General features: G+C 37.3%; 25 protein-coding genes and 1 pseudogene. 23 read left to right on the top strand and 3 right to left on the bottom strand.

Translation table 11 applies throughout. The features are described from left to right. Positions 1 to 69 precede the first annotated feature (69 nt). The 6 genes and pseudogenes from MHH88_RS13585 to MHH88_RS13560 form a co-directional block, all read left to right on the top strand. Positions 70 to 1,851 (top strand): annotated as a pseudogene (locus MHH88_RS13585) (vitamin B12-dependent ribonucleotide reductase); the annotation flags it as partial. Positions 1,852 to 2,478: 627 nt separating this feature from the next. After that, positions 2,479 to 2,829 carry a hypothetical protein gene (locus MHH88_RS13580; RefSeq protein WP_339263064.1) on the top strand — a complete coding sequence of 117 codons (351 nt, stop codon included), beginning with the start codon at positions 2,479 to 2,481 and terminating at the stop codon, positions 2,827 to 2,829. A gap of 178 nt (positions 2,830 to 3,007) precedes the next feature. Next, complete coding sequence (locus tag MHH88_RS13575; RefSeq protein WP_024361204.1) at positions 3,008 to 3,535, top strand: sigma-70 family RNA polymerase sigma factor; 528 nt, start codon at positions 3,008 to 3,010, stop codon at positions 3,533 to 3,535. Next, positions 3,525 to 4,523, top strand: coding sequence for an LCP family protein (locus MHH88_RS13570; protein ID WP_339258704.1), 999 nt, complete (start codon positions 3,525 to 3,527; stop codon positions 4,521 to 4,523). The genes MHH88_RS13575 and MHH88_RS13570 overlap by 11 nt, the downstream gene beginning before the upstream one ends. A gap of 114 nt (positions 4,524 to 4,637) precedes the next feature. Further along, a complete protein-coding gene (locus MHH88_RS13565; RefSeq protein WP_339258702.1) occupies positions 4,638 to 4,895 on the top strand; it encodes a DUF1871 family protein in 258 nt (85 codons plus the stop codon). Positions 4,896 to 5,087: 192 nt separating this feature from the next. Further along, positions 5,088 to 5,996: a nitronate monooxygenase gene (locus MHH88_RS13560; RefSeq protein ID WP_339258700.1), complete on the top strand. Its 909-nt coding sequence runs from the start codon at positions 5,088 to 5,090 to the stop codon at positions 5,994 to 5,996. Between the two features lie 102 nt (positions 5,997 to 6,098). On the opposite strand, the gene MHH88_RS13555 is transcribed toward MHH88_RS13560, so the two are convergent. After that, on the bottom strand, positions 6,099 to 7,073 hold the full coding sequence (locus MHH88_RS13555) for a DUF1385 domain-containing protein (protein WP_339258698.1): 975 nt from the start codon (positions 7,071 to 7,073) through the stop codon (positions 6,099 to 6,101). Positions 7,074 to 7,251: 178 nt separating this feature from the next. On the opposite strand from MHH88_RS13555, the gene MHH88_RS13550 reads away from it, so the two are divergent. The 15 genes from MHH88_RS13550 (at position 7,252) to MHH88_RS13480 (ending at position 16,681) form a co-directional block, all read left to right on the top strand. Beyond that, positions 7,252 to 7,677 carry a hypothetical protein gene (locus MHH88_RS13550; RefSeq protein WP_069513080.1) on the top strand — a complete coding sequence of 142 codons (426 nt, stop codon included), beginning with the start codon at positions 7,252 to 7,254 and terminating at the stop codon, positions 7,675 to 7,677. A gap of 62 nt (positions 7,678 to 7,739) precedes the next feature. After that, complete coding sequence (gene aroQ / locus MHH88_RS13545) at positions 7,740 to 8,174, top strand: type II 3-dehydroquinate dehydratase (RefSeq protein WP_069513081.1); 435 nt, start codon at positions 7,740 to 7,742, stop codon at positions 8,172 to 8,174. A 2-nt stretch (positions 8,175 to 8,176) separates the two neighbouring features. Next, the gene (locus MHH88_RS13540) at positions 8,177 to 9,238 is read left to right on the top strand and encodes a Xaa-Pro peptidase family protein (RefSeq protein WP_069513082.1); all 1,062 of its coding nucleotides are present in this window, start codon (positions 8,177 to 8,179) and stop codon (positions 9,236 to 9,238) included. Positions 9,239 to 9,255: 17 nt separating this feature from the next. After that, positions 9,256 to 9,813, top strand: coding sequence for an elongation factor P (gene efp / locus MHH88_RS13535; protein ID WP_339258696.1), 558 nt, complete (start codon positions 9,256 to 9,258; stop codon positions 9,811 to 9,813). 147 nt (positions 9,814 to 9,960) lie between these two features. Beyond that, complete coding sequence (locus tag MHH88_RS13530) at positions 9,961 to 10,962, top strand: nitronate monooxygenase (protein WP_339258694.1); 1,002 nt, start codon at positions 9,961 to 9,963, stop codon at positions 10,960 to 10,962. Positions 10,963 to 11,061: 99 nt separating this feature from the next. Next, the gene (locus MHH88_RS13525; protein ID WP_008179863.1) at positions 11,062 to 11,271 is read left to right on the top strand and encodes a hypothetical protein; all 210 of its coding nucleotides are present in this window, start codon (positions 11,062 to 11,064) and stop codon (positions 11,269 to 11,271) included. 4 nt (positions 11,272 to 11,275) lie between these two features. Continuing rightward, on the top strand, positions 11,276 to 11,653 hold the full coding sequence (locus MHH88_RS13520) for a hypothetical protein (protein ID WP_024361190.1): 378 nt from the start codon (positions 11,276 to 11,278) through the stop codon (positions 11,651 to 11,653). 12 nt (positions 11,654 to 11,665) lie between these two features. Beyond that, entirely contained in the window at positions 11,666 to 12,577 is a 912-nt protein-coding gene (locus tag MHH88_RS13515; protein ID WP_025219929.1) for a stage III sporulation protein AE, read from the top strand. Between the two features lies 1 nt (position 12,578). Then, complete coding sequence (locus tag MHH88_RS13510; protein WP_162832708.1) at positions 12,579 to 12,722, top strand: hypothetical protein; 144 nt, start codon at positions 12,579 to 12,581, stop codon at positions 12,720 to 12,722. A gap of 62 nt (positions 12,723 to 12,784) precedes the next feature. Beyond that, positions 12,785 to 13,204: a hypothetical protein gene (locus MHH88_RS13505; protein ID WP_025219928.1), complete on the top strand. Its 420-nt coding sequence runs from the start codon at positions 12,785 to 12,787 to the stop codon at positions 13,202 to 13,204. Beyond that, entirely contained in the window at positions 13,205 to 13,765 is a 561-nt protein-coding gene (locus MHH88_RS13500) for a SpoIIIAH-like family protein (protein WP_025219927.1), read from the top strand. 200 nt (positions 13,766 to 13,965) lie between these two features. After that, positions 13,966 to 14,463 carry an acetyl-CoA carboxylase biotin carboxyl carrier protein gene (accB, locus tag MHH88_RS13495; protein ID WP_025219926.1) on the top strand — a complete coding sequence of 166 codons (498 nt, stop codon included), beginning with the start codon at positions 13,966 to 13,968 and terminating at the stop codon, positions 14,461 to 14,463. A gap of 12 nt (positions 14,464 to 14,475) precedes the next feature. Then, positions 14,476 to 15,837 (top strand): acetyl-CoA carboxylase biotin carboxylase subunit, encoded by a 1,362-nt coding sequence (gene accC / locus MHH88_RS13490; protein ID WP_024361185.1) that lies wholly within the window; start codon positions 14,476 to 14,478, stop codon positions 15,835 to 15,837. Positions 15,838 to 15,944: 107 nt separating this feature from the next. After that, entirely contained in the window at positions 15,945 to 16,115 is a 171-nt protein-coding gene (locus MHH88_RS13485) for a hypothetical protein (RefSeq protein WP_339258690.1), read from the top strand. A 155-nt stretch (positions 16,116 to 16,270) separates the two neighbouring features. Then, entirely contained in the window at positions 16,271 to 16,681 is a 411-nt protein-coding gene (locus MHH88_RS13480; RefSeq protein ID WP_069513084.1) for an Asp23/Gls24 family envelope stress response protein, read from the top strand. Between the two features lie 71 nt (positions 16,682 to 16,752). On the opposite strand, the gene MHH88_RS13475 is transcribed toward MHH88_RS13480, so the two are convergent. Together MHH88_RS13475 and MHH88_RS13470 are read right to left on the bottom strand one after the other, a co-directional pair. Beyond that, positions 16,753 to 17,922 carry an MFS transporter gene (locus tag MHH88_RS13475; RefSeq protein ID WP_025219923.1) on the bottom strand — a complete coding sequence of 390 codons (1,170 nt, stop codon included), beginning with the start codon at positions 17,920 to 17,922 and terminating at the stop codon, positions 16,753 to 16,755. Between the two features lie 186 nt (positions 17,923 to 18,108). Continuing rightward, positions 18,109 to 18,951 (bottom strand): MerR family transcriptional regulator, encoded by an 843-nt coding sequence (locus tag MHH88_RS13470; protein WP_339258687.1) that lies wholly within the window; start codon positions 18,949 to 18,951, stop codon positions 18,109 to 18,111. A gap of 329 nt (positions 18,952 to 19,280) precedes the next feature. Between MHH88_RS13470 and nusB the strand changes: the two genes are divergently transcribed. Both nusB and folD read left to right on the top strand, forming a co-directional pair. Beyond that, positions 19,281 to 19,661, top strand: coding sequence for a transcription antitermination factor NusB (gene nusB, locus MHH88_RS13465; RefSeq protein WP_069513087.1), 381 nt, complete (start codon positions 19,281 to 19,283; stop codon positions 19,659 to 19,661). A gap of 34 nt (positions 19,662 to 19,695) precedes the next feature. Continuing rightward, positions 19,696 to 20,556, top strand: coding sequence for a bifunctional methylenetetrahydrofolate dehydrogenase/methenyltetrahydrofolate cyclohydrolase FolD (folD, locus tag MHH88_RS13460; protein WP_339258684.1), 861 nt, complete (start codon positions 19,696 to 19,698; stop codon positions 20,554 to 20,556). The last annotated feature ends 116 nt before the right edge of the window (positions 20,557 to 20,672 follow it).

Below are 20,672 nucleotides of genomic sequence, written 5' to 3'. Positions count from 1 at the left end.
TGAAAGCATAAGAATGTGGCAGAAATGACCACATCTGAAAGGTATTTTAATATACTTTTTTGTAACAAAAAGCGTGGGGCACAAATGATTATGCTGGCAGATTGGCATCCTGATATCGTGGAATTTATTATTTCAAAAATGCAAAATCCACGTATTTTACGATACCTAATGGAAAATACAGCAGATGAGACGATTATTCGTCTAGCGAAAGAAAAATTAAACTTTAAGCCGCTTTCAATGCAAGAAGAAGCAATGTATCAAGGCATTGTGAATTATAAAGGCATCGAAGGCTTAGGCGGATTCGATAGTGGCATTATTCGTGAAGCAGAAAATAAATTGCGTGACGGTGGTACGTACACAGTTCATAACCCAGAGTTTTTAACGGGTGCTAATATTTCTGTAACGTTAACGAAAGAATTTATGGAAGCTGTTGAAGCAGATGGTGATTTTGACCTGCGTTTCCCAGCGGTTGAAGAATATACAAAAGAAGAAATGGCTGTTTACAATAGTGAGTGGCATAAAGTTGGAGACGTACGTGAATGGGAGAAGATGGGCTATAAAGTACGCACATATCGTACGATTAAAGCAAAAGAGCTTTGGAATCTTATTAACGTCTGTGCAACATATTCGGCAGAGCCAGGGATATTCTTTATAGACAATGCCAACGATATGACAAACGCAAAAGCATATGGTCAAAGTGTTGTTGCGACGAATCCTTGCGGTGAACAACCACTTGCACCATATTCAGTGTGTAACTTAGCTGCTGTCAACTTAGCGCAGTTTGCCAATAAAGAAAATCAAACAGTTGATTACGAAGCATTACGTGAAACGGTTCGTGTTGGTGTCCGTATGCAAGATAACGTAATTGATGCAACGCCGTATTTCCTTGAAGAAAACCGTGTACAAGCTCTTGGTGAGCGTCGAGTGGGCTTAGGCGTAATGGGCTTAGCGGATTTACTTATTTATTGTGAAAAAGAATATGGCTCAGAGGCGGGCAATGCACTTGTAGATGAAATCTTTAAAACAATTGCAGAAACTGCTTACGAGGCGTCTACAGAGCTTGCAAAAGAACGTGGCAGCTTCCCATTCCTAGTAGGGGCGACAGAGGAAGAAACGGCACGTTTACGTAAAGCCTTTACAGAAACAGGCTTTATGCAAAAAATGCCAGCACACATTAAAGAGCAAATTTTAGCAACAGGTATACGTAACTCGCATTTACTAACAGTAGCGCCAACAGGATCGACAGGAACAATGGTAGGCGTAGCAACGGGTCTAGAACCATACTTCTCGTTCACATACTATCGTTCTGGTCGTCTAGGCAAGTTTATTGAAGTAAAAGCAGAAATCGTTCAAGAATACTTAGACCGCCATCCAGAAGTATCTGAAGATAATTTACCTGAATGGTTTGTGACGGCAATGGAATTAAAACCAGAGGCGCATGCGGATGTACAATGCATTATTCAAAAATGGATTGATTCGTCGATTTCAAAAACAGTAAATGCACCGAAAGGCTATACGGTTGAACAAGTTGAAAAAGTGTACGAGCGCCTTTATAAAGGTGGCGCTAAAGGTGGTACGGTCTATGTTGATGGTAGCCGTGATTCACAAGTTCTGACACTAAAAGCAGAAGAAAATGATATGGATCAATTATCATTTGAAGAAGAATTAGTAGAAGAGCATGCAAAACGTCCAGTTGTATTAGTGGATACAATCCAAGCGCTTGAGTCAACAACAGTTATCGGCTCAGATGTTGGGAACACATGCCCAGTTTGTCGTAAAGGCACAGTCGAAGAAATGGGTGGCTGTAACACATGTACAAACTGTGGTGCACAATTAAAATGCGGTTTGTAAAATAAAACCTAATGTAAACCACCTCACCTCTATAAATGATTAGAGATGCGGTGGTTTTCTATTGGATAATTGGGTTAGTATTGTTCTGAATAGTAATGTAGAAAGTAACTTCAACTAAATCCGTTTGGGTGGAGTGTTATTTTTTTCGAATCAGCGTTTCTCCAAGCGCGATTCCAACTGTAACAACTAAAATTGTTAGAATTAACAGAGCTTGTAAAATAAAATACCCAACTTGATCGAACATCGTATCTCTCCTCTTTTCTTAGTAATACCTTCTATTATGAAATATTTACTTCCTAAATGAAGGGTCAAACGAACGAATAAAGCTCCCAATCAGTTCGATTTTTATCATATAGTTTACTTCATTAACATCATATATATGCAGTTGTTGTAATATTTCTTTAACAACAGGACGTTCAATATTTAATCAGCCTTGCGCTTTTCTTAAACGAACAAGAAGAAAGAATCAATGTAACAATTTAGTTAACTAGTTAAAAGTACATTTTGAAGAGTGAAACAAGAGTTTCAGAAGGTGAAAGAGGATATTCTTTTAATAGGATTGATATATCGTTAGCATAGCAACTAAGAAAAAGGTTTTCAATAAAAGGAGGAAACGACAAGTTGAAAGTGCTTTGTAAAGCTTGTAAATTAGAAATTTTTGAACCATTAATAGAATTAAAAGATTTAAATTTGATTAATAAAAATGATGGTCAAGATTACATTCCTAGAGGCTTCTATTTAATTCAACAAGAGACAGCTTACGATATAGTAAAAGGTTCTATCATTATTAACATCAAGGATTTAATCAATTCAAAACGCCATTCAAATAGAAGCAGATTAAATGGTTGTTGTGGTCTTGATGGATGTGATGGAATGAATAGGGTCTGCTTGCATAATCACGAAATTGCTACAGAATACTCTGATTGTTGGAGGATCCATCAAGTGATATTCAATCCAGAGTTAGTAGAACTTATTTAACACTTACATATTAAACGACGAAGAGCCGTGTAGAAACCTGTATCTATGATTACGTGTGTAATTCATAAATACAGGTTTTTTAGTCAAACTTTTAAAATACTATTTTTTAAAAATTGAACCTATAATCATTTGCTAATCGTCTAATAGCAGAATTTAAGAGAGGAAGGGAGGGTAGTAGATGGACAGAACAGAAAAAGATTTCTTATTAGAAAAAATGATGATTGAATATGGTGATGAGTTGGTACGATTGGCATTTTCTTATGTAAAAGATACTGAAATTGCGAAGGATATGGTGCAAAATACGTTTATCAAATGCTACAAAAACGTGGATACGTTTCGCTATGATGCCCATATAAAGACATGGCTCTATCGTATTGCAATTAACGAATGTAAAGATTATTTAAAAAGTTGGCATTTCAAAATGGTACAAGTAAAAAGTTTTATTCATGAAACAGCAAAGTCGATTTACCCATCAACAGAAAAAACAGTTATCGATAAATACAATAATGAAGAACTAAAGGATACCATCTTTTCTCTTCCAAAAGTGTATCGGGAAGTGGTGTATCTCTACTACTACGAATCGTTAAAGACAGATGAAATTGCTGAAGTATTGGATATTCCAATGAATACAGTGAAAACGAGATTAAGAAGAGCCAAACAACGATTAGAGTCGATGATAAAGGAGGCTGAACTCAATGGAAGATAAACGATTAAGAGATAAAATGCAGAAGATTTCTAATCAAGATTTAAGATTTACGCAAGAAGACCGACAAAAGGTTTTTGAACAAATTCGTAGGTTGGAAAAGAAACACCGAGTACAAAAGAAGTCTCTTGTTCCTTCTTCAAAAAAGATTGTGCCAGTGCTCATTTCATTATTAGTGCTAGGCTTATGTCTAGTTTTATTTATGCCATCGATGTTGCCTAGGAGCTTTCATGAAGATGGGAACAATAATGCAACAGCAGTTCAGGAAGATCAAATTGTCACTACTTTAATTACGGTGAAAGCACAACAGGAGGACGATAGAATACCTCTAAATCTTTTACTTACATATAGCAAAGAGAAAAACGCTATGAAAGTTCTGTCGATTCCTCGTGAAACGTATGCACCGATAGCGAACAATGATGGGACTACAGTGCACGATAAATTAGTATTTGCTTATGCTTTTGGTTCAGGAGGAGCAGAAAATGTAAGAACGACCGTTTCCAACCTATTTAATTTACCCATTGATTATTATGCGGTCATCGACTTAGAGACCTTTTCAGCATGGATTGCATCTATTAACGGTATAGATTATGACTTGCAAGAAGATACTCGCGTAAGAGCAATCACGAAAGTAGGACTAGATTTCAAAAAAGGAACGAATCGTTTAAATGGGGAAGAGGTAGTGGCATTAATGATGGCTGCTACAGACGGGAGAAATTTAAAGGAAGAAAACTTATTAAATCTTATTCAAATTGTGGTGAATAAAACGCAAAACGAAATGGCGAAATCGAAATTAAAAGAACTTTCCACTCAAATTGAAGCCAATATACCACTAGAATCATTGTTTGAAAACAAAATAAATCTTCATTCAATTAAATCAGTATCGTTAAGTGCTGGCATTCGAGATGATATGATAGATGGAAAATATTATGTTACGTTTGAGAAAGATTTTTTAACAGCCATTTCCGAAGAGTTAACGACATTTGAGTAATTAAACATTGGATTTATTGTGATTTATAGGAAAAAGATTTTATACTAGAAGTGCGTTAATTAGTTTAACGCACTTTTTATATTTACGAGGAAAAATATGTTAAAGAGGGGTAATATGGAGCACTATCGAAGTGTTAAGGAAGTCATTGATAATTGGGATCCAAAGGGATTTTTGCATTACACACCTGAGGATGAATATGACCCAGAAATTAGGATGATAGTAGAGCTACTTCCAACAGTAACTTCTGTTGAAAATTTAGCGCTTAGGATACATGAAGTTTTTGTAAAAATGTTCTCGGTAGATGAAGTATTTGCAATTTCGAATTGCTATCCAATTGCGTTGGAAATTTGGCAAACCATTAATAAGCAGTAAGCGCAAGTATTAGTGTGAGATGCAGTTTAGACAGGATACTTGCTTGTATACCAAACTGTTTTTTTGAACTCTGTTTTTTGAGAGTAAACGATAATGAAACTTAAAATTACATAAAAAAGTGCATGTAGAAAAATATTGAAGTAGGGATTTTGGAAGACAGCTCGAATGTTTATATAGAAAGGGGGAGAGAGTATGTCACGTTTACCAATTATTGTAGCACCAATGTTTTTAATTTCGAATCCAGCGATGGTCATCGAGGCAAGTCGAGCGGGGGCTATTGGTTCGTTCCCGTTATTAAATGCAAGACCCGTTTCAACTTGCGCAGACTGGCTTCAAGAGATTAAAGAGGCGTTGCCAACAGAACCGTGGGCCGTCAATTTTATATGTCATCCAGTAGCGAATGTTCGTTTTGAAGAAGATTTACAATTAATTGAAGAATATGAGCCACCTATTGTCATTACATCGCTTGGCAACCCGAAGCGTGTTATTGATATCGTGCATCGTTATGGGGGAAAGGTCTATGCGGATGTGGCAAATGTCAAGCATGCTGAGAAATCAGCAGCCACGGGTGTAGATGGGTTAATTCTTGTGTGTGCAGGAGCTGGTGGACATGGTGGACAACTGAATCCATTCGGCTTTGTCGCTGCGGTTAAAAAATTCTTTAATGGCACCATTATTTTATCAGGCTCGATTTCAAGCGGTGCAGACGTATTGGCAGCGCAAATAATTGGAGCGGACTATGCTTATTTAGGCACTCGCTTTATTGCTTGTCATGAAGGAGATGCACCAGAGGCTTATAAAAACATGGTTATCGAAAGTGCAACAGATGATGTTTTGTATACAGATGCCTTTAGTGGCGTGCCTGTCAATGTGTTAATTCCATCCTTAATAAAAGAAGGGATTGACCCGTCGACATTAAAGCCAAAAGAGGCTATTGATTTAACACACCTTGTAAATGTGAAGGCTTGGCGTGATATTTGGTCGGCAGGACATGGTGTCACAGCGATTGAAAAACGTGAGTCTGTGCGTGAAATTATTACGTCATTACAGGAGGAATATGAAAGCGCTAAGCAACAATTGAATGTGGTACAGTCTCTGTAATCGCGGGAGGAGTGCCCTTTTAGGATGTTAGGAAAACAAAACGCACAATGCTGTTTAACCAACAATTGTGCGTTTTTGTATTGTCTTAGTTATGGATCTTGATTAATCGTGATTCAATGTTGCAGCGATTTCAGGTTGTTGTTCAACTCGACGTAGCATATTAAATGAGGCAATCGCAACTTCGACCTGTTCGTCCATCGGCTCTCTTGTTGTCAGTAATTGTAGCCATAGACCAGGATAGCCTAAATAGCGTAATAAAGGAATATTGCGGCATGCATTCGTTGCTTGTAGTACTTCAAATGATACCCCTAATACAACGGGAATTAATAAAATACGGTCTACAATTCGTAACCACAGCGGGTCTGTAGGTACGAAGAAATATAAAAACATACCAACGAACACAGTGAATAGCATAAAGCTACTACCGCATCGATAATGTAAACGAGATTGTGCTTGTACATTTTCCACAGTAATATCCAAACCAGCTTCATAGCAATTAATGACCTTATGCTCGGCACCATGATATTGGAAAACGCGTTTAATAATTGGTGTTAAAGAAATAAAATATAGATAGGTAAGCAGTAGAAGCAGCTTAATGCCACTTTCGAGAAGCACTTGACCAACTTTCCCTTCTATCCATGGTGAGAATAAATCAGCAATAAACACTGGAATTAATGTAAATGCAAATTTACCGAATAGGAAAGAAAGAATCCCGACAACAGCTACGCCTAAAATCATTTGAAGCTTTGAGCCGCTTTCTTCTACATTTTCGACTTCTTCGCCGGGTGTAACGTCATAACGGTCCCCTGAAAATTGCATATGACGTGAACCTAAACCTGCTGATTCAATAAGTGCAACAACCCCACGTACAAATGGAATTTTTTTTAGCTTTTGCAGGATTGGTTTTTGGACTTTTTTATAATGATAATAATCAATGGAATCATCGTTACGGCGAATGGCAGTAATCGTATGTTCCTTCCCTCCGAACATCACACCCTCTAATTGTGCTTGTCCCCCGTATACAGGTGAATTGCTCAAGGCTAACACCACTCTCTTTATATATTTCAACTGTACCATTGTACTAAATTTAGCGAAAAACCTCTAGAGGTACGCATAGTAAATTTTCTTTATGGCTACACTTATCGTATAATTTTGCTTTTTTAGGAAGAGCGCTTATGTATCATTCAGTGCCATTGCTAAAGACAGGACGTGTAAGCGATGTGCACGCTGATTATTTAATAGAGGAGGGATAATTATGAAAGTAGGACTTATAACATCTGCTGTTAATGCGATTGTGTTAGCCCTATGTTTAAAAGGCCTTCATTTTTTTCATTTTATTCGATGGAATCCAATAGGCTTTTACAAAAAATGGGAGTTGTTCGAAGAGAGTTCTAAATTATTTCATTGGAGTTTTTTAACGTTAGCACTGTTTTTAGTCGGATTCTTTTTATACATGACATTACGATATGCTCATATTATACCTGCAATCTTGACTTCATTTTTACTCGGACTTTTGGTAACAATCACATTGGAGTGGTTTGTTTTGGATTTACCGTTACAATCCTCATCTTTTAAAAAATTATCCATCCCTTTTATGGTCGTAGTTATTTGCCTTTTGCGCTTTTTACTTGAAACAGCTAATTTTCATTACAAGGAGCATACAGCACAAAAAGGAAATTAGTTGCTGTATGCAATTGGTATGATAAAATAAAAAGCAAGTACATAGAAAGAGGCGAATACTGCGTGAAGTTATTATGTTTGAATGGACCAAACTTAAATCGACTCGGAAAGCGTGAGCCACATATTTATGGCCATGAAACACTAGACGATGTCAAAAATAATGTTCAAAATCTTGCGACTTCTCTTGGTGCTACAGTCGAGTTTCGTCAATCGAATCACGAGGGTGTTCTTGTAGATTGGGTGCACGAGGCGGAAGATGAAAAGTATGATGGGATTATCTTTAATCCAGGTGCGTATACTCATACCAGCGTAGCATTACATGATGCAATTGCAGGAGTGACCGTACCGGTTATTGAAGTACATATTTCCAATATCCACAAACGTGAGGCATTCCGCCATCATTCTTATCTTGCCCCAGCCTGCCTAGGTCAAATTAGTGGACTTGGTACAAAAGGCTATGAACTAGCACTACGCACTTTTATTGAGAGGGAGAAATAATTATGTTGAAATTACAAAAGCTTCGTAAAATACTTCAAGAACAAAACATCGATGGCGTTTTAATTACGAACGAGTATAACCGTCGTTATATGACAGGTTTTACTGGTACGGCTGGCGTAGCGATTGTGTCCCAAAATGATGCTGTATTTATTACAGACTTCCGCTATACAGAGCAAGCAACTGCACAAATTAAGGATTACCGAATTGTGCAACATGAAGTAACACTCCTAGAAGAAATTGCGACACAAGTCAAAGCGATGGGTATAAAATTATTGGGCTTTGAGAAAGATTCTGTCAGCTATGGTACATATGAGTTATATAAAAATGTAATTCAAGCTGATTTAGTGCCCGTTTCTGGATTAATTGAAAAAATTCGCTTGATTAAGACTGAACAAGAGATTAATATTATTAAGGTTGCGTGTGAAATTGCTGATCACGCATTTACACATATTTTAGACTACATCAAGCCAGGTAAAACAGAGCTTGACGTTTCGAATGAATTAGAATTTTTCATGCGACAACAAGGAGCAACACAGTCCTCTTTTGATACAATTGTAGCGTCTGGTCTTCGCTCGGCACTACCACATGGTGTTGCAACAAATAAAGTTATTGAAAAAGGCGACTTTGTCACGCTTGATTTTGGTGCGCTATACAATGGCTATATTTCGGATATAACACGTACGGTGGCAGTTGGTGAGCCATCTGAAAAATTAGTAGAAATGTACAATACAGTCCTTGCGTCACAACTTTTAGCACTTGAAAAAGTTGGTCCTGGCTTAACAGGTATTCAAGCAGATGCCATTGCACGTGACTATTTAACAGAAAAAGGCTATGGTGAGGCATTTGGTCATTCATTAGGGCATGGGATTGGTCTTGAAGTACATGAAGGCCCTGGCCTATCGAAACGATCAAATACGGTTTTAGAGCCGGGAATGGCTGTGACGATTGAACCAGGTGTTTACGTACCAGGAGTCGGTGGTGTGCGTATCGAAGACGATATTTTAATCACTGAATCAGGTAATGAACTACTAACACATTCGACAAAAGAACTTATCATTTTATAAACAATGGAGGAACACAAATGATTTCAGTAAACGATTTCCGTACAGGTCTAACAATTATTGTTGATGGCCAATTATATCGCGTGTTAGATTTCCAACACGTTAAACCAGGTAAAGGTGCTGCATTCGTACGTTCTAAATTACGTAACCTTCGTAACGGTTCTGTGAATGAAAAAACATTCCGTGCTGGTGAAAAAGTAGAGAAAGCACAAATTGATAATCGTAAAATGCAATATTTATATGCTCAAGGTGATGAGCATGTATTTATGGATTTAGAGTCATATGAGCAAACTGAACTAGCTTCAGCTGCCATTGAATATGAATTAAAATTCTTAAAAGAAAATATGGAAGTACACATTCAATCTTACCAAGGTGAAATGCTAGGTGTAGAATTACCAAACACGGTTGAATTAGAAGTAACTGAAACAGAACCAGGTATTAAAGGTGATACTGCTTCAGGCGGTACAAAACCTGCTACGCTTGAAACAGGTCTTATCGTGCAAGTTCCGTTCTTCGTGAACCAAGGTGATATGTTAGTGATTAACACTTCTGAAGCTTCTTACGTGTCACGCGCATAAGTAGTATTTAGTAAACCTACTCTTTTAAAAAGGGTAGGTTTTTACTTTTTTTTAATACATATATCGAGTAAAGTACAAAAATATGTAAAAATAGAAGGAGGTCGGAAAGTGAAATAAGGTTTACAATAAAAGTAAGGAGTGAATGCAATGTTAAAAAAATTTGAAATGCACTATCCAATTATTCAAGCACCGATGGCGGGGGTTACTACACCAAAATTTGTTGCTGCCTGTGCGGAAGTTGGGATATTAGGCTCAATTGGAGCGGGCTATTTAGATGGTGAGCAGACAAGAAATTTTATTCATGAAGTAAAAAAGCTTACGCAAAAGCCATTTGCCGTAAATTTATTTGTGCAAGAAGAGCCACGCATTGATATAGATGTTCTCCAAAAAGCACGTATGGCGTTACAGCCTTACTATGATGAGCTCGGATTATCACCAGTGCAAAGTGTGATGTCAAACGAAGTTTTTGAGGGGCAATTGCAAGCAGTTCTGGATGAGCAAGTAGCTGTGTGCTCATTTACATTTGGTATACCGTCTCTAGAAGTTATTCAACGTTTAAAGGATAAAGCGATTTATGTTATCGGGACAGCTACTACGCTAGAAGAAGCCATTCAAGTTGAGCAATCAGGTATGGATGCGGTTGTTTTACAAGGTGGTGAGGCAGGGGGGCATCGGGGCTCGTTTACGAACCCTATGCAATTAATTGCTCGTGAAGATTTGCTACAACAAGTAGTAGGCAACATAACAATCCCGATTATTGTTGCAGGGGGCATTGTTTCGCAAGAAGATGTGCAGCGCGCACTAGCGGGTGGTGCACAGGCAGTACAAATAGGGACAGCATTATTGGTAGCTGATGAATGTGAAATATCACCACTGTATAAAAAGGCTATCTTGCAGTCGAAGCCACAACAGACGACGATTACGTATGCTTTTACTGGTAAAGCAGCGCGTGGCTTAACCAATCATTTTACAGAACATATGAAGGATGCTGTTGTAGCACCGTATCCATTGCAACATCATTTAACCTCCACTATTCGTAAGGAAAGTGCAGCACAAGGCAATCCACAGTATTTATCGATGTGGATGGGGGAAAACAGTCACTTAGTGCAACCCGGTACAGTGAAAAGTATTATTGAAAAATTAGTATAGGTGCCAGTCACTCAAACAATTCTAAATTGTTTGAGTGACTGGCACTGTTCTTTTTTTTGGGGGTGCGACATATATTGCTGTACACGAGGGGGCGTATGAATGGAATTACAAGACGTATTAAGAGTCGCTGGAGTGGGACTAGTAGTAGCGCTTCTTCATGTTTTCTTTGATCAAACAGGGAAGAAAGAATTTTCATTTTTCTTATTTTTTATTGCCTACTTATATATGACAGCAGAATTACTCCGATTTTTACGTCTATTTTTCACTGAAATTTTAACATTCTTCCAGTGGTTAACCTCATCTGGGTAAGTAAATGGAAATTGTCATTGTTGCTGTTGTCATGCTGCTTTTATTGTTGCTTATAAAAGAAGTCATACAGCCACTCCACGCGCTAATTAGTGTAATGTTTTCTTTTTTGTTGTTCAGTTTTTTGTTTACGACACTCCTATTGCCTTTCGTCAAACAAATTCTCGATATGCTTTCATTTTTGCCCTATGCAAAAGCCATTGTAATGAGTGCTAGTCTTTTTTATGTAGGGCAATGGGTGTCGATGTTATTGGTGGAGCATAGCTACAAAGTGTTGGGTAGTATCGTTTTCGATGCAGTTAAAATTGTTATTTTACTGTATTGGTTTAAAGAATTTGTGGTTGTTTTACAGGGGGTGTCATCTATTTTACAAAGGTTAAACTAAGGGGCGAAGCCAGTGCAGGAGCAACTACTTTCGTTTTTCGTCGATCCATTTTTTCTCTTGCTCAAGATGACGCTCATATTGTGTGGCTATGTCATCATTACTTTAATTGTCAACATGCTTTTACCAGAATTTGAAAAAGGGACAAGAATCCTTTTTTTTCTTATTGTGTTAGCCACGATCGGACCAGTAGTCGTCAACTCATTTCAACTTATTGATGAAATTGCACAAGGACTTTCTCATATATTCACAGCCTTTTATCCAATTCTTACTTCAAGTTTTTTGCTATCCAGTAGTATTACTGCTATTGCTTCTTGGCAGCCTTTTTTGCTTTTTTTTGTACAAGTCTTAACGATCATTAGTAGTAAATGGCTTATCCCAGGTGTACTTTTTGCCATTGTTTTTGATGTATGCAGTGTCATTGTCAAAGAAATATCTTTTACAAGAATTGCAGAATTAATTCGTTTTACTATTATGAGTATTGTTTCTGCATCTGTTATTTGCTACATCATATTAATGTCGGCAAGTGGTGTTGCTGCATTTAGTGTCAATAAGGCTGTTGCAGAGCCGGTGAAAAAGTTAATAGAAGAAAATATTCCAGTAGTCGGTTCTTTTATCGTAGATAGTTTTTCGATGTTTCAGCATATGACCCAATTCTCTACTTCAATTAGTAGTATAAGTGCCTTTATTGCCGTGATTACTGTATCGTTTATTCCGACAGTCCAGCTTGTGGTTAGTGCGTATTCATTAAAACTATTAGCCGCTATTTTAGAACCAATTGCTTTTGATGATATATGTAAATTACTTGATCATGTTAGTAAATCTCTCTTTACATTATGTGCAGTATCATTTCTAATTGCTTTTTCATTTATGTTTTCTTGTTTTTTCCTTATTGTTTTCGTGCAAGTGCTGGCAGGGGGGAGATAGATTGATTCTTTTATTGGCATTGCTCTTTATTTGTCAATTTTTCGTATTTCTGACGGATGATAAACAAATAATTTCACTAACAAAACTTGTCATTACGTTAGTATTTTTGCAATTGCTATTAAAGATTCCATTTATCAATTCATAGGAGGAAACAAGCGTACATACACTTGAAAAAGAGAAGATGAAAGGAGGCAATGTACAAGTGATGTGGAAAAGGCACGAAAAAAAACAACGTCATTTATCGTCTTAATGTTGATTGCTGCCTCCGTGGGAATTTTCATCGTGTTACCTATGTATCAAACGAATTCATCAAATGAGCGAGTAACACCGAATACGAGTGAAGAAAAACTTGAGCAAACGCTTAAGGCAATGCAAGGTGTTGGGGAGGTTAAAGTATATTTTTATTACGGAGAGATGACAGATGCCAAGGATGAAAATAAACTATTTAGCCAGTATTTTCGAGGGACTGACCAAGGTACGAAAGATGTAACAGGAATGCTAATTGTTTCAGAAGGAGCATCAGATATATTTGTAAAAAATGAAATTCGTGCGGTCGTTAGTCAAGTGATGCAATTACCTATTCATCGAATTATTATTGTTCCAATGGAAAATAAGGAGGAAAAGTAAATGCGCGTACGTAGAAGAACAGTTTGGTTTATGACATTATTAAGTCTTGTAGCAGTCATTTCAGTTTATTATTTGGTGGATCCTGCAAAACAGTTTAATGGCTTAACGATTTTTACAGATGATACATTACAACAAACAGCAATTACGGGTGTTACAGATCAGGAGGCTACTAGTAAGCAAGATGCCACACAAGAAGTATTGTCTCCAAGTCATTTATTTGAAGAAATGCGTATGCAAGTAAATGATGAAAGAAGCCAATTACGTGAACAATTAACGCAAAAAATTGCGTCTGAAGAATATACAGCTGAAGAAAAAAATGAGGCTTTCAATGAAATCGATGGCTTGATTAAACAGGAATCGGCTGAAGCGATGCTTGAAATGTTGATTAAGTCTTTAGGCTATAATGATGCGTTTGTTAGAGCGGAAGGTGAAAAAGTTTCCGTAACGGTTATGGCGGAAGAATTATCAAAATCACAAGCAAATGAAATTATTTATTTAGTAAAAACAGAGTGGGAAGGCGCAAATGACGTTCAAGTTAAATTCAGTGCAAATAACTATTAAATAATAAAGAAAAAAAGGAATATTCTGTTTATTAATTAATCATTGTTATATATCAGCATAATGAAAAGGCTTTCGTTTAGTAAAAGAAAGCCTTTTATTTTGTTTATATTTACTTAATTTTCATTTTAGTGTTTCAAATTGTTTGAAAAAAATATAGAATAGTTATTGTAGTAGATTTTATTTCATAAGGAGAGTTAGAAATGTTCAAAATTCAAGAAATTCGTGAAATTATCAAATTAGTAGATTCTTCTTCAATCGACGAGTTCGTTTATGAAGTAGATGGCGCAAAGGTTAAATTAAAAAAGAATGGTGTTGTCGTAACTGAAACAGTAGCACCTAAAAAACAAGAAACAGCCCCTGTTGTACAACAAACTGCACCAGTAGCACCAGCAGCTCCAGCGAAAGTTGAAGAAGCACCAGCAGCTCCAGCAGCAGCACCTGCAAGCAACGACCCATCGTTACATAAAATTGTATCACCAATGGTTGGTACGTTCTATGCAGCTCCAAACCCAGATTCACCAGCATACGTAAAAGTTGGCGACAAAGTAGGCGATGAAACAATCGTTTGTATCGTAGAAGCTATGAAGCTTTTCAACGAAATCGAAGCTGAAGTTAAAGGTGAAATCGTTGAAGTACTTGCCAAAGATGGCGATTTAGTAGAATACGGTCAACCATTATTCCTTGTAAAAGCTGAGTAAGGAGTGCAAACCATGAAAAAAGTTTTAATCGCAAACCGCGGCGAAATCGCTGTTCGTATTATTCGTGCCTGTAAAGAATTAGGCATCAAATCGGTTGCTGTATATTCTGAAGCAGACGCAGATGCATTACATGTGAAGTTAGCAGACGAAGCATATTGCATCGGTCCGAAGCTATCTAAAGATTCTTATCTAAGCTTCCCAGCATTGTTAAGCGTAGCAGAAAAAACAGGAGCAGACGGTATCCACCCAGGTTACGGTTTCGTTTCTGAAAATGCTGATTTCGCTGAAGCATGTGAAAATGCGGGCATTAAATTCATTGGTCCTTCATCTGATTCCATCAAAATTATGGGGATTAAAGACGTTGCTCGTACAACAATGGAAGCAGCAGGCGTTCCACTTGTACCAGGTACTGGTATTGTTCCAGATATCGAAACAGGTAAAGAATGGGCTGCGAAAATTGGTTACCCAGTTATCATTAAAGCAACTGCTGGTGGTGGCGGTAAAGGTATCCGTGTAGCACGTACAGAAGAAGACCTTGTAAAAGGTATTGATATTACGCAAAAAGAGGCTGCTGCAGCATTCGGTAACCCTGGCGTATATTTAGAAAAATTCATTGAATACTTCCGTCACTGTGAAATTCAAGTGTTAGCTGATGGGTACGGTAATGTCGTACATTTAGGCGAACGTGACTGTACTGTTCAACGTCGTATGCAGAAATTAGTAGAGGAAGCTCCATCTCCTGCTCTATCTTCTGAACGCCGTGCAGAAATGGGTGCAGCAGCGGTGAAAGCAGCTCAAGCATGTAACTATGAAGGTGCTGGTACAATCGAGTTCATCTATGACTATCAAGAGGACAAGTTCTACTTCATGGAAATGAATACACGTATCCAAGTAGAACACCCTGTAACAGAAATGATTTCTGGTGTCGATCTTGTTCAACAACAATTAAAAATTGCATCAGGTGAGAAACTTCCATTCACACAAGATGATATTAAATTAAATGGTTGGGCAATTGAATGCCGCATTAACGCAGAGAATGCATACAAAAACTTTATGCCATCAGCTGGTACTGTAGATACTTATGTAACACCAGGTGGCTATGGTGTACGTATTGACTCTGCTGTATATGCAGGTTATACAATTCCTCCATATTACGATTCAATGGTAGCAAAACTGATTGTTCATGCGGATACGCGTGAAGAAGCAATTGCGAAAATGAATCGTGCGCTAGGTGAATTTGAAGTAGCTGGTCCTGGTATCAATACGACAATCCCATTCCACCAAGCATTAATGAACAACGACGTCTTCAAATCTGCGAAATTCAACACGAAATTCTTGGAAGAAAATGACGTATTAGGAACAAGTAAGAAATAATTAACGAACGTGGAATAGAATCGAATATCTATTTCTTAAACCTTCTGGCTTTTAGTAGTCAGAAGGTTTTTTATTTTTGAAATTTTGTAAAGAACAGATTTTTTCTTTTGAATTACATTTCAGGATGCATACAGCTTCTAAGTATTAATGGGGCATTTCTCAATTCCCCCTCACTTAGGCTAGCATCGCTACAACGTTCTGTCGGTGCAATGGTCACAGCGGTTATGGTTGGTATGTGGAAAAAGCCCATTGAAAGCAAAGTAGAGGCTGGTGATTAACTTTCAATGTCTAATCAACGAGGAAGAAAAATCTAGGATTACTTGTATGTAAAAAAATGAAAACGTCTTTTCTAAGCCAAACCTTCCTTTTTATAGTATAATAAGCATAACAACAGCATTTGCTTGCGATGTGTAAGGGAAAGGATGATATTTGTATGGCAGAGAAAGTAGGACAATCTTTCGTACAACCAACACCTTCTGGTAAAGAAGAGCTTGGGAAAATTGAAGTAGCTGCAGAAGTAATTGAAATTGTAGCTGGAATCGCAGTAAACGAGGTAGAGGGTATCGCAGCAACGCGTGGTAATATAGCAACTGGCGTCGTTGAACGCTTCGGTAAGAAAGTACACAATAAGGGCATAAAATCTGGTGTAACAGAACATGGACAAATTACAATTGACGTATTTTGTTCTGTAAAATATGGCTATTCAATTCCGAAAGTGGCAAAGGATGTACAAACGCAAATTCGCCAAGCAATTTTAAATATGACTGCACTTGAAACAGCAGAGGTGAATGTCCATATTACAGGTATTCACTTCGAAAAAGAGGAAACAGTAGTACCAGAATAAAAAAGAGGAGCTGCCATCTTGGTGATATTTCACCATAGAAGGCAACTCCTTTTTAAATTGGTTAAAAGGTTTTATAGCGCGATATCTTTTGGTTTCTTCCAGAACAGTGCAAGTATTACGCCGAAAACTAACACGATGGTAGCGAAGTAATAAGGATAATTTAAGTCAATGTCGAATAATATTCCCCCAATAATTGGTCCGAATATATTTCCGAGACTTGTAAACATAGAGTTCATGCCCCCAACAAAGCCCTGCTCATTTCCTGCGATTTTTGATAAATAGGACGTAACGGCAGGACGAATTAAATCGAAGCCGACAAAAATAAAGAATGTCACAAATAATATTGCGAAATAATGATTAACGATTGTCATGGCAAAAGTCAGCGTGGCAGACAGAATGAGGGAGTATCGAATAACATTAATCTCGCCCATTTTCTTCGTAAGCCAGTCAAACAATAGTAATTGGGCAATGGCACCAATAATACCACTACCGGTAATGATAATAGCAATATCAGATGGTGTAAATGCAAATTTATGATCAACGAATAAACTAAAGAGTGATTCGAATGCTGCAAGACCAAATGAAAGGACAAAAATAAGCACAAATGCAATGAAATACAAAGGGCTAAAAATTCGTTTCGCACTGCTGAAAATAGAAGATGCGGCTTCTGTATCATCCGTAGCACGTGTCGGTTCTTTTAAAAATGTGAGCGATAATAACGCTGCTACGAAACCGAGAACACCGGCAGCGAAGAAAGGTAAACGTGTACCGTATTCTGCTAAAAATCCACCGAGCCCTGGTCCTATAATAAAGCCTGTACTAATCGCTGCACTCATATAGCCAAGTGCTTTCGGACGTTGCGCCATTGTTGTAATATCAGCAATAAATGCTGTTACTGCGGGCATAATAAAAGCAGCACTTACGCCACCAAGCATGCGCGATAAAAATAAAATTTCAATGGAACGGCCCATCCCGAATAATAGCTCTGAAAGACCAAAAATAAATAGACCAACAACAATCATGATTTTTCGGCCAATACGGTCCACCAGTTTCCCTGCAATTGGCGATACAATCAGTTGTGTGATGGCAAATGCTGCCACCATATAGCCAACGACAGAGCCTGTAATATTAAGCTCGTTCATAATAGTTGGTAATACTGGGATAACCAATCCTATTCCTAAAAAGGCGATAAAGAGATTGGCTAATAAAATAGTTAATGTTATAGCTTGTTTCTTGTTCATTTTTCTCTCCTTCAACAGTTCACGATACACGAGATTCATAATCTACTAGAATATTTTCCATCTAATACAATAAACCCTATAGTTACTATAGGGTCAAAAGATTTGTTTTTATTTTTTTAGTGTGGAAGTAAAAAGGCATAATTATGCAATGCATGCGAATTATTCTTACTTAATAAAGGAGGATGTTTAAAGCGTCGTACTTTGTCTGATTTTTAATTCTACAATAAACTTCTTTTCCTGCTCATCAGTTAAGGTTGCTGGCATATATAATTCGTAAACGGTGGATTCAAATGCTGTTTGGTGCGCATCTACATATTTTTTAAGTTTTTCGTAAAAGGTAAAATACGTATCGGGGTGATATATAAAAGCAATGCAAGCATATTTGCCTGCTGGTACAATGGTTTGTTTCATATTTGTTGTAAGTTTAGAAAATCTACGTTCCGTTAATAGTGGAGTGAAAATCGCATCATAATAAATGTCATTTACATCTTTGTAATGAGCGAGCGGATAAATACATCCATAGCGACTGTTTAAGACACTACCTTCATTCTCGATAATTTTTGTTAAAATGCTGTAGTATGTATTGGTGCTAGAAGTGGGTGTCAGTTCAGTCGTAGTGACTTGTAATATTGGCATTTCCTCTTCAAAACGTGTGTAAACTTCACCGAAGATGGGGATGTCAATTTGCTCTTGCATTTGTTTTTTCGTTTTCAACAGCGTGTATTTTACTTCATTCAGACGTGAAATTTTTTCTTCTAATCGTTGTTCTTGTTGTTCTAAAAAAACAAGCAACTCTTCAGGCGTTAGCATAAGCGCCTTTTTAATATCTTCAAGTGATGTCCCGATATATTTTAGTGACTTAATAATATCTAAGTAAAAAATCTGACTGTCTTTATAATAGCGGTAATTGCTAGCGGAATCAGTATAAGCAGGCTTAAACAAGTCAATTTGGTCGTAGTAACGAAGGGTCTGCACAGAAAGGTTTGCTAATTTTGCAACTTCCCCGATTGTATAATAATGTTCTGTCATCTGTTTTCCTCCACTAGTAAAAAAATGTTGCGTTTGTGTCAAACTCTCACTAAAGAAAGTGTATTTTTTTATTATAGCATTCAGCAAAGAAATGGCTCGATATAATTGAAACGAATTATTAAAATTTACGATTATATATTGTAAGAAGGTCCCCAAGTTAAAAATAAGGTAGCACTACATTTTTAACATTTCAACAAATTAGTAGTTAAAATAAGTAGAAAGTTGCTTGAAAAAGGTTTCAGATTATTGAAAACTTGCTTGAATCCGTGTTTCTCGTACGAATTTATGCTATTATAAACCTTAATGCCACTTAAGAAGGAGAGCTTTACATGAAACGACATGAAGCACGTGAAAAAGCGTTGCAAGTTTTGTTTCAGCTAGACAATACGGATCTTACAGTCGAAGAAGCAAAAGCACATATTAAAGGTCAACCGACAAATGCTTTCTACGAAAAGATTATAAATGGAACAGCTGAACATTTAGAGGAAATTGATGCGGCATTATCGCAGCATCTAGAAAAGTGGTCACTTGCCCGTCTGCCAAAAATTGAGAGAACAGTTTTACGACTAGCTGTATACGAGCTTTTATACATGCAAGAAACACCAAAAAGAGTCGTACTTAATGAAGCAATCGAGTTATGCAAAACATTTGGAGACGATAAATCGTCAAAATTTGTTAATGGCGTACTTTCTAAATTTACAGAACAATAAAAATGTGTTGAATTGGAAGGAGTAACTAAGGTTTATGTCAAGTGCAATTATTAATGGTAAAGAGATTGGTCAAGAAATTCGTAATTCAGTAGCCGAGCGAGTAGGTCGTTTAAAGGAGCAAGGTTTAATTCCAGGCTTAGCGGTTGTTCTAGTTGGGGACAACCAAGCTTCAGCTACATATGTGAGAAATAAGCAAAAATCTTGTGAAGCAATTGGGATGTTTTCAGAGTTAATTAAACTGCCAGAGGAAACGACACAAGAAGAGCTGTTAGTGCAAATTGAATTATTAAATAATCGTGAAGATATTCACGGGATTTTAGTGCAATTACCACTGCCTAAACATATTGATGAGGACACAGTTATTGCGACAATCGCTGTTGAAAAAGACGTAGATGGCTTCTCGCCAGTTAGCGTTGGGAAAATGATGCTTGGCCAGGAAACATTTTTACCATGTACACCGTTTGGCGTGATGAAGCTTCTTGAATATTCAGGAATTGAAATCGCTGGAAAGCATGCAGTTATTGTAGGTAGAAGTCATATTGTAGGGAAACCAATGGGTCAACTATTGCTACAAAAAGATGCGACGGTGACATACACGCATTCAAAAACACCAGATTTACCTTCATTCACAAAACAAGCAGATATTTTAATTGCAGCGGTGGGGCGTGCGAACTTTATTACAAAAGAGCATGTTAAAGAAGGTGCTGTTGTTATTGATGTCGGCATTAACCGCGATGAAAACAACAAGCTTTGCGGCGACGTAAACTTTGCAGAGGTTGACGGTATCGCATCTCACATTACACCAGTTCCAGGCGGTGTCGGCCCGATGACAATCACAATGTTACTCTTCAACACAGTGCAAGCGGCAGAAACAAAGCTTGCGAATAACAAGTAATTAATTGAAATAAATTTCGTTTGCTTAGAGAGCCATCTCATTACTTTTGAGGTGGCTCTCTTTTTGCAAGTGATTCGTGTGCGGATAGAATGATGTTGAAACGCCACAAAATCTGT

It is taken from the genome of Lysinibacillus sp. FSL K6-3209, from assembly GCF_037976175.1.
Classification (GTDB): Bacteria; Bacillota; Bacilli; order Bacillales_A; family Planococcaceae; genus Lysinibacillus; species Lysinibacillus sphaericus_D.
Note: the sequence above shows the minus strand (reverse complement) of the source record. Positions and strands in the feature narration are given on the sequence as shown.